The 15,189-nt window shown below is 66.2% G+C and carries 13 protein-coding genes; 4 read left to right on the top strand and 9 right to left on the bottom strand.

From position 1 onward, the window contains the following. Positions 1 to 37: 37 nt before the first annotated feature. Both moeB and CR919_RS18595 read right to left on the bottom strand, forming a co-directional pair. Entirely contained in the window at positions 38 to 1,174 is a 1,137-nt protein-coding gene (gene moeB, locus CR919_RS18600) for a molybdopterin-synthase adenylyltransferase MoeB (protein ID WP_099821269.1), read from the bottom strand. A 145-nt stretch (positions 1,175 to 1,319) separates the two neighbouring features. Continuing rightward, positions 1,320 to 2,249: a LysR family transcriptional regulator gene (locus CR919_RS18595; protein WP_099821268.1), complete on the bottom strand. Its 930-nt coding sequence runs from the start codon at positions 2,247 to 2,249 to the stop codon at positions 1,320 to 1,322. A gap of 106 nt (positions 2,250 to 2,355) precedes the next feature. Between CR919_RS18595 and CR919_RS18590 the strand changes: the two genes are divergently transcribed. Continuing rightward, positions 2,356 to 3,390, top strand: coding sequence for an alcohol dehydrogenase catalytic domain-containing protein (locus CR919_RS18590; protein WP_207761051.1), 1,035 nt, complete (start codon positions 2,356 to 2,358; stop codon positions 3,388 to 3,390). A 60-nt stretch (positions 3,391 to 3,450) separates the two neighbouring features. On the opposite strand, the gene der is transcribed toward CR919_RS18590, so the two are convergent. The 7 genes from der to ndk all read right to left on the bottom strand — a co-directional run bounded on the left by der (position 3,451) and on the right by ndk (position 10,068). Continuing rightward, complete coding sequence (gene der, locus CR919_RS18585) at positions 3,451 to 4,848, bottom strand: ribosome biogenesis GTPase Der (protein ID WP_025874993.1); 1,398 nt, start codon at positions 4,846 to 4,848, stop codon at positions 3,451 to 3,453. A 15-nt stretch (positions 4,849 to 4,863) separates the two neighbouring features. After that, positions 4,864 to 6,072, bottom strand: a complete 1,209-nt coding sequence (gene bamB, locus CR919_RS18580) for an outer membrane protein assembly factor BamB (RefSeq protein WP_088100629.1) — start codon at positions 6,070 to 6,072, stop codon at positions 4,864 to 4,866. Then, entirely contained in the window at positions 6,072 to 6,710 is a 639-nt protein-coding gene (locus CR919_RS18575) for a tetratricopeptide repeat protein (protein WP_025874997.1), read from the bottom strand. Before CR919_RS18575 ends, bamB begins: the two co-directional genes overlap by 1 nt. Before the next feature lie 65 nt (positions 6,711 to 6,775). Next, positions 6,776 to 7,636 (bottom strand): RodZ domain-containing protein, encoded by an 861-nt coding sequence (locus CR919_RS18570; protein WP_099821267.1) that lies wholly within the window; start codon positions 7,634 to 7,636, stop codon positions 6,776 to 6,778. Positions 7,637 to 7,654: 18 nt separating this feature from the next. After that, a complete protein-coding gene (gene pilW / locus CR919_RS18565; RefSeq protein WP_099821266.1) occupies positions 7,655 to 8,440 on the bottom strand; it encodes a type IV pilus biogenesis/stability protein PilW in 786 nt (261 codons plus the stop codon). Continuing rightward, positions 8,427 to 9,632: a 23S rRNA (adenine(2503)-C(2))-methyltransferase RlmN gene (rlmN, locus tag CR919_RS18560; RefSeq protein ID WP_032977561.1), complete on the bottom strand. Its 1,206-nt coding sequence runs from the start codon at positions 9,630 to 9,632 to the stop codon at positions 8,427 to 8,429. Before rlmN ends, pilW begins: the two co-directional genes overlap by 14 nt. Positions 9,633 to 9,642: 10 nt before the next feature. Continuing rightward, on the bottom strand, positions 9,643 to 10,068 hold the full coding sequence (ndk, locus tag CR919_RS18555; RefSeq protein ID WP_008265389.1) for a nucleoside-diphosphate kinase: 426 nt from the start codon (positions 10,066 to 10,068) through the stop codon (positions 9,643 to 9,645). Positions 10,069 to 10,414: 346 nt separating this feature from the next. Between ndk and CR919_RS18550 the strand changes: the two genes are divergently transcribed. From CR919_RS18550 to CR919_RS18540, 3 genes are all read left to right on the top strand, one after another. Continuing rightward, positions 10,415 to 11,083 carry a TetR family transcriptional regulator gene (locus tag CR919_RS18550; protein ID WP_099821265.1) on the top strand — a complete coding sequence of 223 codons (669 nt, stop codon included), beginning with the start codon at positions 10,415 to 10,417 and terminating at the stop codon, positions 11,081 to 11,083. Between the two features lie 26 nt (positions 11,084 to 11,109). Further along, complete coding sequence (locus tag CR919_RS18545) at positions 11,110 to 13,482, top strand: 3-hydroxyacyl-CoA dehydrogenase/enoyl-CoA hydratase family protein (RefSeq protein ID WP_099821264.1); 2,373 nt, start codon at positions 11,110 to 11,112, stop codon at positions 13,480 to 13,482. 74 nt (positions 13,483 to 13,556) lie between these two features. Beyond that, positions 13,557 to 14,765, top strand: coding sequence for an acetyl-CoA C-acyltransferase (locus tag CR919_RS18540; protein ID WP_099821263.1), 1,209 nt, complete (start codon positions 13,557 to 13,559; stop codon positions 14,763 to 14,765). The last annotated feature ends 424 nt before the right edge of the window (positions 14,766 to 15,189 follow it).

The following is a 15,189-nucleotide window of genomic DNA, read 5'->3' as shown; positions in this document are numbered from 1 at the left end:
AGATCCACGCCATGCGTGGATGGCGCCCCGACGCGGCTCACCCCCCCCTACAAAACGCGGCGTAATCGATGTACCCGGAGAACGGCACACCCGGCGCACACACCGGGCACTGCGGGTCCGGTCCGATGCCGGTCTCACGGAAACGCATGCCCAGCGCATCAAAGCGCAACAGGCGCCCCACCAGTGGCTCGCCGATGCCCAGCAGCAGCTTCAGCACCTCGGTGGCCTGCAACACCCCGGCCAGGCCCGGCAACACGCCCAGCACGCCCGCCTCGGAGCAGTTGGGCGCGAACTCCGGCGGCGGCGGCTCCGGGAACAGGCAGCGGTAGCACGGCGCCACGCCACGCTGGCGGCCGGCATCGAACACGCTCACCTGGCCATCGAAGCGCTCGATGGCGGCATAAACCATGGGCTTTGCGTGCTTGATGCAGGCGTCGTTGAGCAGGTAGCGCAGCGGGAAGTTGTCCGAGCCGTCCAGCACCACGTCGACGTCCTGCAACAGGCGGTCCACGTTCTCCGAGGTCACCCGCTCGGGCACGGCCTCGACCTCAATGGACGGGTTCAATGCCAGCAGCCGCTCGCGTGCCGAATCGACCTTCAGCTGGCCGACGCTGGCCTCGGTATGCACGATCTGCCGATGCAGGTTGCTGCGCTCGACACGATCGTCGTCGGCGAAACGCAGGTGCCCTACCCCGGCCGCCGCCAGATAGAAGCCAGCCGGCGCGCCCAGGCCGCCCGCGCCCAGCACCAGCACCCGCGACTGCTGCAGCCGGCGCTGGCCGGCCTCGCCCACCTGCGGCAGCAACAGGTGGCGCGAGTAGCGGTCGTAGAAATCGCGGTCGGCGACGCTGGTCAACGGCTGCACCAACGGCAGCGACAACTCACGCCAGGCGACGGTGCCGCCAGCGACGGAGCTCACGTTCGTGTAGCCCGCATCCAGCAGCGCCTGCGCCGCATCGGCCGAGCGCTTGCCGCTCTGGCAGATCAGCAGGATTTCCTGGTCCGGCCGCGGCAGGTGCGCGGTCGCGTCAGCCAGCAGCTCGCCCTTGGCGACACCACGCGCGCCTTCGGCCATGCCGCCGGCCCGCTCATGCGCCTCGCGCACGTCGATCAGCACCGCGCCATGGGCCACGCGCACTCGCGCCTGTTCGGGGGAAAGCTCTGGAATGCTCATGGCCGCATTATCGCGCACGTGGCATCGGCCCGCCTTGACCAGGATCTGTAAAGCCGAGCCTATGCTCGGCTGGCGCGCGGCAATGCGCGAAAAGCAGCCGAGCATGGGCTCGGCTCTACAGGTGCACCACAAGCGTAGCCCGGCGCTATGCCGGCTGCCTGCTTCCAACCTGCTGCTGAAGAAGACCGATGAGCGCTTTCAGCCCGGGAGGAACATGCCGATGGCCCGGGTAGTACAGCGAAAGACCGGGGAACTCGGGACACCAGTCCTCAAGCAACCGAAGCAGGCGACCATCGGCCAACGGCTCCAGCGCCAGATGCTCGGGAACGAACGCGATACCGATGCCGTCAACGGCGGCGTCGACCATCAACGGCTGGTCCGTCAGCGTGATCGGCCCGGAGACGTTCACCCGCTCGGTGACGCCCTGGCGCTCGAACTCCCAACGATAGATCGCCCCGCTCTCGAACCGGAAGCGGATGCAGTCGTGCTGATGCAGATCCAGCGGCCGCAGTGGCCGTCCACGCGCGTGCAGGTACGCCGGTGAGGCAACCGCCGCGAACCGCATGGGTGGCGTCACCGCTACGGCCACCATGTCCCGCGGCACGGCTTCGGCAAGGCGGATACCTGCATCAAAACCATCCGAAACGATATCGCCCAACCTGCCGTCACTGACGATGTCCAGATGCACCTGCGGGTACTGGCGCAGGAACCGTGCAAGCACCGGTTTCAACACGAGCCGTATGGCGCCTTCGCTGGCATTGATGCGGACGGTGCCACGCGGCGTGCCCGCTTCGGTATCCACCGACTGCAGCGCCTCCTCGATGGACGCCATTGCCGGCCGCAGCTTTTCCGCCAGGCGCTCGCCGGCGTCGGTCAGCGAGACGCTGCGCGTGGTGCGATTGAACAGGCGTGCGCCCAACCGCTGCTCCAGCGTCTTGATGGCATGGCTGATCGCCGACGGCGTGATGTTCAACTCCGCGGCCGCACTGCGGAAGCTGCGATGCGCTGCCACTGCGAGGAACGTGGTGAAGGCGGCCAGATCACCCCCACCCGATTGCTGAATTAGATTCACCATTTCGTCAGATATTGAAGCGATTGTCTTGATAGTCAGCGGATTCTACGCTCAGCGCTGTCGCGGGCGCAGGCCCTCGGCGCTCATCCACCGAGACAGGATCAAGACGATGAAGATGATGAAGGCGGTTGTGATGACCGGGCCGAACAAGCCGTGGCAGGTACAGGACGTCCCGGTACCCGCGATCGAACCGGGCCAGGTACTGGTCAAGGTTCACGCGTCCGGCATGTGCTACACCGATGTATGGGCAACCCAGGGTTACGGTGGCGACATCTATCCCCAGACGCCCGGGCACGAAGTAGTCGGAGAAGTGGTGGAGGTGGGCGCCGGCGTGCACTCGCGCCGGGTGGGCGATCGCGTGGGCACCACGTGGGTCCAGTCCTCCTGCGGGCGTTGCCCCTACTGCCGCGAGAACCGTCCCTTGTCCGGACAGACGGCGATGAACTGCGATGCACCTCGCACCACCGGCTTCGCCGCGCAGGGCGGCCATGCACAGTACATCGCGATCTCCGCCGAAGGCACGGTGCTGCTGCCTGACGGACTCTCCTACGTGGACGCGGCGCCGATGATGTGTGCCGGCTACACGACCTGGAGCGGGTTGCGCGATGCGGCACCCCAGCCACGGGAAAAGATCGCGGTACTTGGCATCGGCGGGCTTGGCCACGTCGCCCTGCAGCTGTCCAGAGCCTGTGGCTTCGAGACCATCGCAATCACGCATTCCGCGGACAAGCATGCACTTGCCCTGCAGTTGGGCGCCGACCAGGTCGTTGCCAGTGGCAAGGAACTGAAGGCGATCGGCGGCGCCGACGTGCTGCTGGTGACCACCAACGAATTCAGCTCGGCCGAAGAAGCCATGACCGGCCTGCGTGTCGATGGACGCGTGGTGCTGTGCGGGCTGGACTTCAGCCAGCCCTTCTCGATCTCGTCCGACGGCGTACCGTTCCACATGATGCGCCAGCGCGTGATCGGCGCCACCCATGGCGGCCAGCACTACCTTGGCGAAGTGCTGGCGCTTGCCGCCACCGGCAAGGTCAAGCCGATGGTCGAGACCTTTGACCTGGACCACGCAACCGAGGCCTATGACCGTCTGGCATCGGGCAGGATGAGGTTCCGCGGGGTGCTGCTGCCGTGGGGCAGCGCCTGAGAAAGCGCGCCGTAACGCGCCACAACGAAAAAGGCGGCCCTGCGGCCGCCTTCTCGTGGATCACTTGCCCTTGACGTGCTTCATCAAGCGCCGCTTGGCCTTGACCTGCCGTTCGGTCAGCACGTTCTTCTTGCCTTCGTACGGGTTGGCACCCTCGCGGAAGATGAACTGCACCGGCGTACCGATCAGCTTGAAGCGCTTGCGGAAGAAGTTCTCCAGGTAGCGCTTGTACGACTCCTGCAGTTCCTTCAGGCGGGTGCCGTGCACGATGAAGGTCGGCGGGTTGGCGCCGGCCGGGTGCACGTAACGCAGCTTGGAGACGTGGCCGCGGATGGTCGGCGGCGGGTTGGTCTCGTAGGCCACTTCCAGCGCCTTGTTCACTTCGCTGGTGGTGAAGGTCTTGTTCGCCGATTCGTGCGCACGGTGCACCGCCCGGAACAGCTCGCGCAGGCCCGAACCATGCTTGGCCGAGATGCGCACCGATTCGGCCCACGGCACGAAGCCCAGGCGCAGCGACAGCATCGTTTCCGCCTGCTCACGCTGGTAGTCGGTCAGGCCGTCCCACTTGTTGATCGCGATCACCAGCGCGCGGCCGGCATCCAGCACGGCACCGAGCACGGTGGCGTCCTGGTCGGTCACGCCTTCGGTGGCGTCGAGCATCAGCACGGCCACCTGGCACTGCTCGATCGACTGCATGGTCTTGACCACCGAGAACTTCTCGACGACCTCGTCCACGCGCGAACGGCGACGCAGGCCGGCGGTGTCGATCAGGCGGTACTCGCGGCCGTCACGCTCCAGGTCCACCGAAATCGAATCGCGGGTGGTGCCCGGCACGTCCGAGGCGATCATCCGCTCTTCGCCGAGGATGCGGTTGACCAGGGTCGACTTGCCCACGTTCGGGCGGCCGACGAAGGCGATGCGCACGCGGTTCGGATCGTTGTCCAGCTCTTCGCCGCTGCCCTCTTCCGGCAGGCGCTGGATGACTTCGTCCAGCAGGTCGTCCAGGCCCTGGCGGTGGGCGGCCGACACGGTCAGCATCTCGCTGAAACCGTAGCGGGCGAACTCCGAACGCACGGTGTCCTCGTCGGTGCCGTCGATCTTGTTGATCAGCAGCAGCGTCGGCCGCGACAGCTTGCGCAGCCAGGCCAGGATCTCATCGTCCATCGCCGAGGTGCCCTCGCGGGCATCCACGACAAACAGGATCAGGTCAGCTTCGCCAGCGGCAGCGCGGGCCTGGCGCGTGGTAGCGCCAGCCAGGCCTTCTTCTTCCTCTGCGATGCCGCCGGTATCGACGACGAGGAAATGGTTGTCCTCGTCAAGCCGGCAGACGCCATAGTTGCGGTCCCGGGTGACGCCGGGCTGGTCATGGACCAGGGCGTCACGTGTACGGGTCAGTGCATTGAATATGGTCGACTTGCCGACATTCGGCCGTCCAACCAGGGCGACCAAAGGCAGCATCGCGATTACTCCGTATTAATTTGCCAACCGGAATGCGGTCAGCTTGCCATCAACGTTCTGCACCAGCAGCACTCCATCGACGACGATTGGTTGGGCCAGAAGCGCATCACCGCCGCTTTTCGCCCGCGCCGCCATCGCGCCATCGGAGGCCTGCAGCCAATGCAGGTATCCCTTGTAGTCACCGACCACCACGTAGTCGCCGTGCAGCGCCGGACCGGTCAGCGAGCGCCGGGCCAGTGCGGTCTGCGACCACATCGCCGCGCCGCTGGCCTTGTCCAGGCCGAACACGCCGCCCTTGTTGTCGGTAACGAAAACATTGCCCGAAGACACCGCCACACCGCCGGCACCGCCGTGGTCACGCGCCCACATCGGGCGACCGGTCGGGCCTTCGATGGCCATGGTCTGGTTCTTGAAGCTGCTCACGAACAGCGTATTGCCGTCGAGCACCGGGGCGCCATCGACGTCGGCCATGCGGTCCAGCTCGGTACGGCCTTCGCCGGTGCCGACATTCTGGTCCCACAGCGTGCGGCCGTCCTGCATGGCCAGCGCAGCAACGCTGCCCTCGTCCTTGCCGATGAACAGCACGCCCGGACCGGCCACCACCGCCGCGTTGCCACGCACGGTCAGCGCCGGCAGCTCGCTCGGGTTGAACCACTTCTGGGTGCCGTTGCCGGCATCGAACGCGGTGACGCGGCCATCATTGCTGCGCACGAAGACCATGCCCTGGGCAATGGCCGGCGCGGCGATGACTTCGTTCGGCACGCGTGCGCGCCACTTCTCGCTGCCATCGTTGATGTCCAGCGCGATCACCTGGCCATCGAGGGTGCCGATGACCACCAGGTTCTCGCCGACGCCCGGACCACCGGACAGCCGCAGCTTGGCCTTCTTCTTTTCCTTCTTCGGCTCCCAGGTCCAGACCTTCTTGCCGGTCTGCAGGTCGATGGCGTGCACGCCACCGGTGATCGCCGCGGCGAACACGTGGCCATTGGCCACTGCCGGGCCCTGGCGTACGCCGATGCGGCGCTCGCCCTTGCCCAGGTTGACCGACCAGGCCTTGTTGACCTTCAGGGTCGGCTCGAACTTCACCAGTTCCGCCGGCTCCTGTGCCTTTTTCGCTGCTGCGTCCTTGCCGGCGAACCAGCCCTTCATGGTGCTGCAACCGGACAGCGCCATACCGAGCAGGAGTACGGTGGCGACGCGCGTGATCATGACCTTCTGACTCATCAAACCGACTCCGCAGGGGCGGCGACGGTGCCGCCGGCGTCCATAACCTTGGTTTCCAGCAGTCGCCGCTGCGGCGCTGCCACGTCCAGCGTCTTCAGCGCCTTCTCATACTGTTCGCGGGCCGCGTCACGCTTGCCCTGCGCCATCAGCGCATCGCCATGGATTTCCAGGCTGCTGCTGTCGGTGGCGCTGCCCAGCAGCTTGATCGCTTCATCGCCCTTGCCGGTAGCCACCAGCAGGCGTGCCACGCGCTGGTCGACCACGCGCTGCAGGTCGCCTTCGACCTTCACCGCGCGCAGGGTAGCCAGCGCTTCTTCATTCTTGCCCGCATCGACCTGGGCCTTGGCCAGCTGCAGCGCCGCCAGGTCGCCGTAGATGCTGGACGGGCCAGCCTCCAGCGCCTTGACCGCCTTTGCCGCGTCGTCGAGCTTGTTCTGCTGCAGGCCCACCAGGGCCTTCTGGTACTCGACATTGGCCGAGGCCAGCTTGCCGCCCTGATCCTTCTGGTACCACTGCCAGCCGGCAATGGCACCGATGGCGATGACTACGCCACCGAGGATGCTGGCGCCATTCTTCCGCAGCCAGCTGCGGACGCGTTCACTTTGTTCGTGCTCGTCGAGCAGGTCGTCGATCGCCATGCGTACTCTCGCCCCGCCCATCGGGAGGGACCATTGGGATTAATCGAAGGTGGTGAAACCGCGCCTCAGTGCGAAACCGGGACTACGGAGCCTTCAGAGGATACCTGAAAGCGTGCCACGTTGGCTCGCTGGTAGGGGGTCAGATCGACGATAGCGCCGTTCTGCTGAACCTGGACCGCCGAAGCATTGCCCAAGGTGACGCGGGCAACCTGGCCCGGCGTGAAGCTGCGGCTCTCACCGGACTTGATGAGCGCCTTCTCCACGGTGGCGCCATCGGGGCCACCGATATCGACCCAGCTGTCGCCGCTGAACTGCATGTCCAGGTTGGCGGCAGGCGCCGGCGCGGCGCGCGGCACCGGGGCCAGCGAGGCAACGTAAGGGGTAGCGGTCGGCTTGGCGACGGGCGCGGCGGCCACTTCGGCGGGCGCTGCAGCGGCGGACCCGGGACCGGCCGGGGTAACCGGTACGGCGGCCGGGATCACGTCCAGCGAGGCAGTGCTCGGCGAGGGCGCGGTGCCATCGAAGTGGCCACGCGTGGCGAACCAGACCGGCACCGCCAGCACCGCGGTAATACCGACATACAGCACGCGACGGCCGAGATTCTCGGCGATGCGGCGCGCACGCGGGGTATGGGTGTGGCTGACCAGGGTCGGCGGAACCACCGGGCCGACCTGGGCCTGCTCCAGCAGTTCGCTGACATCGACCCCGAGCAGGCGGGCATAGCTGCGCAGCTGGCCGCGCACGAACACCGGCGCCCCCAGCTTCTGCCACTGCTCCTGCTCGAGCGACTTCACCACTTGAACCGGCATGCGCAGGCGCTGGCCGACGTCTTCGAGGGTCAGTCCGGCGGCCTCGCGGGCCTGGCGCAGGCGGGTGCCGCAGCCGGCCACAGTCTCGAGATCGCTCACAGTCTGGTCATCAATCACAATGCATCAACCCTGGAGTTAGGAGCCCGCGTCCTGCGGAAATTCCTGTCGAATCCGCTGAAGATAGCGATCAGATGCTGCCTGATCACCCAGCCGCGCCTCGATTTCAGACGCAAGTTGTAACACGGAACGCGTGGCCGGTGCAGCCGCAATCCTACGTTCGGCGAAGGCGCGGGCCTCCATGAACTGGCCGCGACGGAAGCTCAGCTGGGCCATTGCCTCCAGCGCGACCGGGTTGCCAGGCACCTGGGACAGGGCGGCACGCAGGTTGCGTTCGGCGCGATCAAGCTGGCCAGCATCCAATGCACAGCTGCCGCCGTTGGCCTGCGCCTGGGCCGGCGTGGTGTAGCTGGGCGCCTGCAGCGCACGGTCGAACCAGGCCAGCGACTCGGCAGCCTGCCCGTTCTGGCACAGCCAGGCACCATAATTGTTGAGTACGTCACCCCGCTGCGGCGCCAGCTCGGCGGCCCTGCGGAAGCCTTCCCCGGCCTGCCGGGTGCGGCCGCGCTGATCATCGATGCCGGCCAGCAGCACCAGTGCATCGGGGTCGGCAGGCGACAGCTTGATCGCGTCGCGCGCCTTGCGCTCGGCGGCATCGAGGTTGCCGCTCTGCATGTCGCGGACGGCCAGAGCGAGCAGATCCGCGGCGCGGACCTGGCGGCGAACGCCTTCGGGATCGCGGACCGAATAGACCGTCGCCTGGCTGGGGCCCAGCTTGGCTTTGGGTTGCGATTTGCACGCGGTGACCGAGAGGGCCAGCACGCCTGCAAGCAGCGCCAGCCAGAAGCGGTCAGGCAGCAGCATCGCTCCCCTTCCCTGCCTGCAGTGTCTTGTTGAACTCGGCCTGGCGGCGGGTACGATCCATCACCTGGCCCTTGAGCTGGCCACAGGCGGCATCGATATCGTCGCCACGGGTGCGGCGCACCATGGTCAGCACGTTGCTGTCGAGCAGGATCTTCTGGAAGGCGCGGATATGCGCTTCTTCGGAACGCTCGTAGCGGGTGCCCGGGAACGGGTTGAACGGGATCAGGTTGACCTTGCCCGAGTCCCTGGCCTGCACCGCGTTGTCGAACTGGTGCATCAGCCGCGCCAGCTGGCGGGCGTGCTCGGGCTGGTCGTTGATGCCCTTCATCAGGGTGTATTCGAAGGTGACCGATTCGCGGCGCTTGTTGGCGCGCAGGTAGCGTGCGCAGGAGGCCATCAGCTCGGCGATCGGGTACTTCTTGTTGAGCGGCACGAGGGTCTCGCGCAGTTCGTCGTTCGGCGCATGCAGCGACACCGCCAGCGACACGTCGCTTTCGGTGGACAGGCGGTCGATCTGCGGCACCAGGCCGGAGGTCGACAGGGTCACGCGCTTGTTGGCCAGGCCGTAGCCCAGGTCGTCGCGCATCACGCTCATGGCGCGCACGACGTTGTCGAAATTCATCAACGGCTCGCCCATGCCCATCATCACCACGTTGGTGAGGCGGCGCATCTGGTGCGGCACGTTGCCCAGGTGGCGCGCCGCGATCCACACCTGGCCGATGATCTCGGCGGTGGTCAGGTTGCGGTTGAAGCCCTGGGTGGCAGTGGAGCAGAACGTGCAGTTCAGGCCGCAACCGACCTGCGAGGACACGCACAGCGTGCCGCGGGTCTTGTCGGGGATGTACACGGTCTCGATGGCGTTCTTGCCATCCACGCCCATCGCCAGCAGCCACTTGTGGGTGCCGTCGGCGGAAGGCTTGTCGAAGATGATGTTCGGGACGAGGACCTCGGCATGCTCCTGCAGCTTGGCGCGCAGGACCTTGCCGAGGTCGGTCATCTCATCGAACTCGGTGACGTAGCGATGGTGGATCCACTTCATCACCTGATGGGCGCGGAATTTCTTCTCGCCGAGAACCTCGACGAAAAACTTCTCCAGGCCCGCGCGATCGAGGTCGAGCAGGTTCTGCTTGCCAGCCGTGGGTGCCGACTTCGGCAGCGGCTGGATGGCGATTTTCTGTACGACCTCGTTCACGGCATTACTCTCAGCGCGAGACGACTTCGGTGGCGGCGAAGAAGTAGGCGATTTCAATCGCTGCATTCTCGACCGAGTCCGAGCCGTGGGCGGCATTGGCATCGATGGATTCGGCGAAGTCGGCGCGGATGGTGCCCGCAGCGGCTTCCTTCGGGTTGGTGGCGCCCAGCAGGTCGCGGTGGGCCAGGACGGCGTTCTCGCCTTCCAGGGCCTGGATCATCACCGGACCGGAGATCATGAACTCGACCAGTGCGTTGAAGAACGGACGCTCGCGGTGCACGGCGTAGAAGCCTTCGGCTTCACGGCGCGACAGCTGCTTGTACTTGGCGGCCACGACCTTCAGGCCAGCCTTTTCAAAGCGGGCGTAGATTTCGCCGATGACGTTCTTGGCAACGGCGTCCGGCTTGATGATCGAAAGGGTGCGCTCCAGCGCCATGGGATGTCTCCAATGGAATCGGGCCGCTGATGGCCCGAAGGGTAACAAAAAAAAAGCCGCGTCGAAACGCGGGCTTAGCCTGATAAACGTGCGCGGATTGTAAAAGATAAAGTCCGTGCGTGGTAGAGGGCCGTGCGGCCCTCCTGTAGAGCCGAGCCCATGCTCGGCTGGCCTTTGGGCCGAAGAGCAGCCGAGCATCGGCTCGGCTCTACAGGTTCAGGTCCGCCCATTCACCCACCTGAGCGGATTCTGACCGGCCCGGCCGTTTTTGCTGCACTGCAAAATGCCATACGCTACCGTCTGGTTCTAGTATCAAACAATCGTTTGATTAAGGTCCGCCCGCCCGATGGCCAAGCCCGCCCACTTCTCGACCAAGGACCGGATTCTCGGCGCCGCCGAGGAGCTGTTCGCCCAGCACGGCTTTGCCGGCACCTCGCTGCGCCAGGTCACCAGCCAGGCCGACGTCAACATCGCTGCGGTGAACTACCACTTCGGCTCCAAGGAAAACCTGGTCAACGAGGTGTTCCGTCGCCGCATGGACGAGATGACCGGCGCCCGCCTGACCCAGCTCGAGCGCGCCCGCAACGAACACCCCGGTGAACTGCGACCGGTGCTGGCCGCCTTCGTCGAGCCGGCCCTGGCGCTGGCCCAGGACCGCCAGAACGGCGGCGCCTTCGTCCGCGTGATCGCCCGCGCCTACGCCGAAAAGAACGACAACCTGCGCAAGTTCCTGTCCGACCACTACGGCCACGTGCTGCGTGAGTTCGGCAAGGCGATCGCCACCTGCGTGCCGGGCCTGAGCAAGGAGGAGCTCTATTGGCGCCTGGATTTCCTGGCCGGCTCGCTGACCTATGCCATGGCCGATTTCGGGCTGATCAAGCGACCCGCCGGTGTCACCGAAACGGCGCATCGTGCCCATGCCGCGCATGAACTGATCCATTTCGCCGAGGCCGGATTCCGCGCCGCCGCCCGCAGCGGCAGCGCCCTGCCCGCCTCCATTGATTCCACCCAGTAACTGCTGACCAACAAAGGCCCTACACCATGTCCAATTCCCTGCTAGTCCGCCGCGCCGCCGTGCTGGGTGCCGGCGTCATGGGTGCCCAGATCGCCGCCCACCTCACCAATGCCGGCGTCGACACCGTGCTGTTCGACCTGCCTGCCAAGGAAGGTCCGGCCGATGGCATCGTGCTGAAGTCGATCGCCAACCTCGGCAAGCTGAGCCCGGCGCCGCTGGCCAGCAAGTCGCTGGCCGACGCCATCACCCCGGCCAACTACGAGACCGGGCTTGAGCAGCTGAAGGACTGTGACCTGATCATCGAGGCCATCGCCGAGCGCATGGACTGGAAGCAGGACCTGTACAAGAAGATCGCCCCGTTCGTGGCTGACCACGCGGTGCTGGCCTCCAACACCTCGGGCCTGGGCATCAACAAGCTGGCCGACGTGCTGCCGGAACAGCTGCGCCACCGCTTCTGCGGCGTGCACTTCTTCAACCCGCCGCGCTACATGCACCTGGCCGAGCTGATTCCGGCCACCACCACCGACGCCAGCGTGCTGGAAGGCCTGGAAGCATTCCTGGTCACCACCCTGGGCAAGGGCGTGGTGTATGCAAAGGACACCCCGAACTTCATCGGCAACCGCATCGGCGTGTTCTCGATCCTGTCCACCATCCACCACACCCAGCAGTTCGGCCTGGGCTTCGATGAAGTGGACGGCCTGACCGGCCCGCTGGTCGGCCGCCCGAAGTCGGCCACCTACCGCACCTCCGACGTGGTCGGCCTGGACACCATGGCCCACGTCATCAAGACCATGGGCGATACCCTGCCGAACGACCCGTGGCATGAGTTCTTCAAGTCGCCGAAGTGGCTGGATGCGCTGATTTCCAAGGGCGCCCTGGGCCAGAAGACCGGCGCCGGCATCTTCCGCAAGGTCGGCAAGGACATCGTCGTGCTGGACCTGGAAAAGCAGGACTACCGTCCGGCTGACCGCGCCGCTGCACCGGAAGTGGTCGAGATCCTGAAGATCAAGAACCCGGCCGAGAAGTTCGCCAAGCTGCGCGAGAGCCAGCACCCGCAGGCGCAGTTCCTGTGGGCGACCTTCCGCGACCTGTTCCACTACAGCGCCTACCACCTGGCCGACATTGCCGAGACCGCGCGCGACGTCGACCTGGCCATCCGCTGGGGCTACGGCTGGTCGCTGGGCCCGTTCGAAACCTGGCAGGCCGCCGGCTGGAAGCAGGTCGCGCAGTGGATCGCCGATGACATCGTCGCCGGCAAGAGCATGAGCAACGCCCCGCTGCCGGATTGGGTATTCGATGGCCGCGACGGCGTGCACGCCGCCGAGGGCAGCTACAGCCCGTCGCGCAACGCCAAGCTGCCGCGTTCGTCGCTGCCGGTGTACCAGCGCCAGCGCTTCCCCGATCCGCTGCTGGGCGAAAAGTTCGCCCCGGGCGAGACCGTGTTCGAGAACGACGGCCTGCGCATGTGGCACGACGGTGATGGCATCGCCGTGGTCAGCTTCAAGACCAAGATGAACACCGTGTCCGACCACGTGCTGGACGGCCTGCAGGAGTGCGTCACGCGCGCCGAGAAGGACTTCCAGGGCCTGGTGATCTGGCAGCAGAAGGAGCCCTTCTCCGCCGGTGCCGACCTGGCCGGCGCGCTCGGCCTGCTGCAGGCCGGCAAGGTCGACCAGTTCGAGGAAATGGTGCACAACTTCCAGCGCACCAGCCAGCGCATCAAGTACTCGCTGGTGCCGGTGGTTGCTGCGGTGCGTGGCCTGGCCCTGGGTGGCGGTTGCGAGTTCCAGATGCACAGCGCCAAGACGGTGGCCTTCCTGGAAAGCTACATCGGCCTGGTCGAGGCCGGCGTCGGCCTGCTGCCGGCCGGTGGTGGCCTGAAGGAACTGGCCGTGCGCGCCTCGCAGGCCGCAGGCCCGGGCGGTGACGTGTTCGCCGAGCTGAAGAAGACCTTCGAGACCGTGGCAATGGCCAAGGTGTCCAACTCGGCGGTCAACGCCCAGGAACTGGGCCTGCTGCGCAGCACCGACAAGGTGGTGTTCAACAGCTACGAGGCGCTGTACATCGCCAAGGCCGAAGCGCGTGCGCTGGCCGAAGCGGGCTACCGTCCGCCGCTGCCGGCACGCCGCATCCAGGTGGCCGGTGACGTCGGCATCGCCACCTTCAAGATGATGCTGGTCAACATGCTGGAAGGCCGCTTCATCAGCCCGTACGACTACGAGATCGCCGAGCGCATCGCCACCGTGCTGTGCGGCGGCAAGGTCGACCGCGGCACCCTGGTCGACGAAGAGTGGCTGCTGACCCTGGAGCGCAAGCACTTCGTCGAACTGGCCCAGCAGGAAAAGACCCAGGCCCGCATCGCGCACATGCTCAAGACCGGCAAGCCGCTGCGTAATTGATTGCCCCTCCCTGCTTTTGGTGGGTGCCGACCGTTGGTCGGCACTCCGGCTAAAAAATTCAAGAGATCACAGCAATGACCAAGCAAATCCAGGACGCCTACATCGTCGCCGCCACCCGCACCCCGGTTGGCAAGGCGCCCAAGGGCATGTTCCGCAACACCCGTCCCGACGACATGCTCGCCCACGTGCTGCGCAGCGTCGTGGCGCAGGCGCCGGGCGTGGACGTCAACCGCATCGATGACGCGATCATCGGCTGCGCGATGCCGGAAGCCGAGCAGGGCATGAACGTCGCCCGCATCGGCGTGCTGCTGGCCGGCCTGCCGAACACCATCGCCGCACAGACCGTGAACCGCTTCTGCTCCTCCGGCCTGCAGGCTGTGGCGCAGGCGGCCGACGCGATCCGCCTTGGCAACGCCGACCTGATGCTGGCCGGCGGCACCGAATCGATGTCGATGGTGCCGATGATGGGCAACAAGATCGCGATGGCCCCGAGCGTGTTCGACAACGACCACGTCGCCATCGCCTACGGCATGGGCATCACCGCCGAGAAGGTCGCTGAAGAGTGGAAGGTCTCGCGCGAAGAACAGGACGCCTTCGCCCTCGCCTCGCACCAGAAGGCCATGGCCGCCATCCAGAACGGCGACTTCAAGGACGAGATCAGCCCGTACGAGATCGTCTCGCACCAGCCCGACCTGGCCGACGGCAAGCGCATCATCACCCGCAACAAGATCCCCGACACCGACGAAGGCCCGCGCCCGGACTCCTCCGCTGAAGGCCTGGCCAAGCTGCGCCCGGTGTTCCGCAACGGCCAGTTCGGCGGCACCGTCACCGCCGGCAACTCTTCGCAGATGAGCGATGGCGCCGGTGCGGTGCTGCTGGCCTCCGAACAGGCGATCAAGGACTACGGCCTGACCCCGCTGGCCCGCTTCGTCAGCTTCTCCGTCGCCGGTGTGCGCCCGGAAGTGATGGGCATCGGCCCGATCGCGGCGATTCCGAAAGCACTGAAGCAGGCCGGCCTGACCCAGGACCAGCTGGACTGGATCGAACTCAACGAAGCCTTCGCCGCGCAGTCGCTGGCGGTGATCCGCGATTGCGGCCTGGACCCGAGCAAGGTCAACCCGCTGGGCGGCGCGATCGCCCTGGGCCACCCGCTGGGTGCCACCGGCGCGATCCGTACCGCGACCCTGCTGCACGGCCTGCGTCGTCGCCAGCAGAAGTACGGCATGGTGACGATGTGCATCGGCACCGGCATGGGCGCGGCGGGCATTTTCGAGGCGCTGTAAGGTTCAGAGCGTTGCCTCGTTGGGCTTCATGGCGTGGGCCGGGTTGGCAGGGCTGCCCGGAACACGCCGTGAACCCATCCATGGGGGCTCGATGGCGCCATCCATGGCGCCAACGGTCCCGGGCAGCCCTGCCAACCCGTCCCTTCCAACCTCCCCGCGGCGGAAGGATGAGCAAAGTAGATCCACGCCATGCGTGGATGCTTTCGGCCTTGGGGTCAGAGCCCTTTGCTGCGCAAAGGGATCTGACCCCAACTCACGAAAAAGGCAGCCAATGGCTGCCTTTTTTTGCTTTTGCCCTTGCCCTTGATTCCGCCCTTCCCGTCCGCGCCCGCAGGAAACCTGACAGGCGGGACGGGTGGGCCTTTGCAGGACCGTTGGCGCCATGGATGGCGCCATCGAGCCCCCATGGACGGGTTTGCGGCGT

The organism is Stenotrophomonas sp. LMG 10879, assembly GCF_002750935.1.
GTDB classification, from domain to species: Bacteria; Pseudomonadota; Gammaproteobacteria; order Xanthomonadales; family Xanthomonadaceae; genus Stenotrophomonas; species Stenotrophomonas lactitubi_B.
The sequence above is the reverse complement of the archived record's forward strand: the minus strand, read 5'-3'. Positions and strand labels throughout refer to the sequence as shown.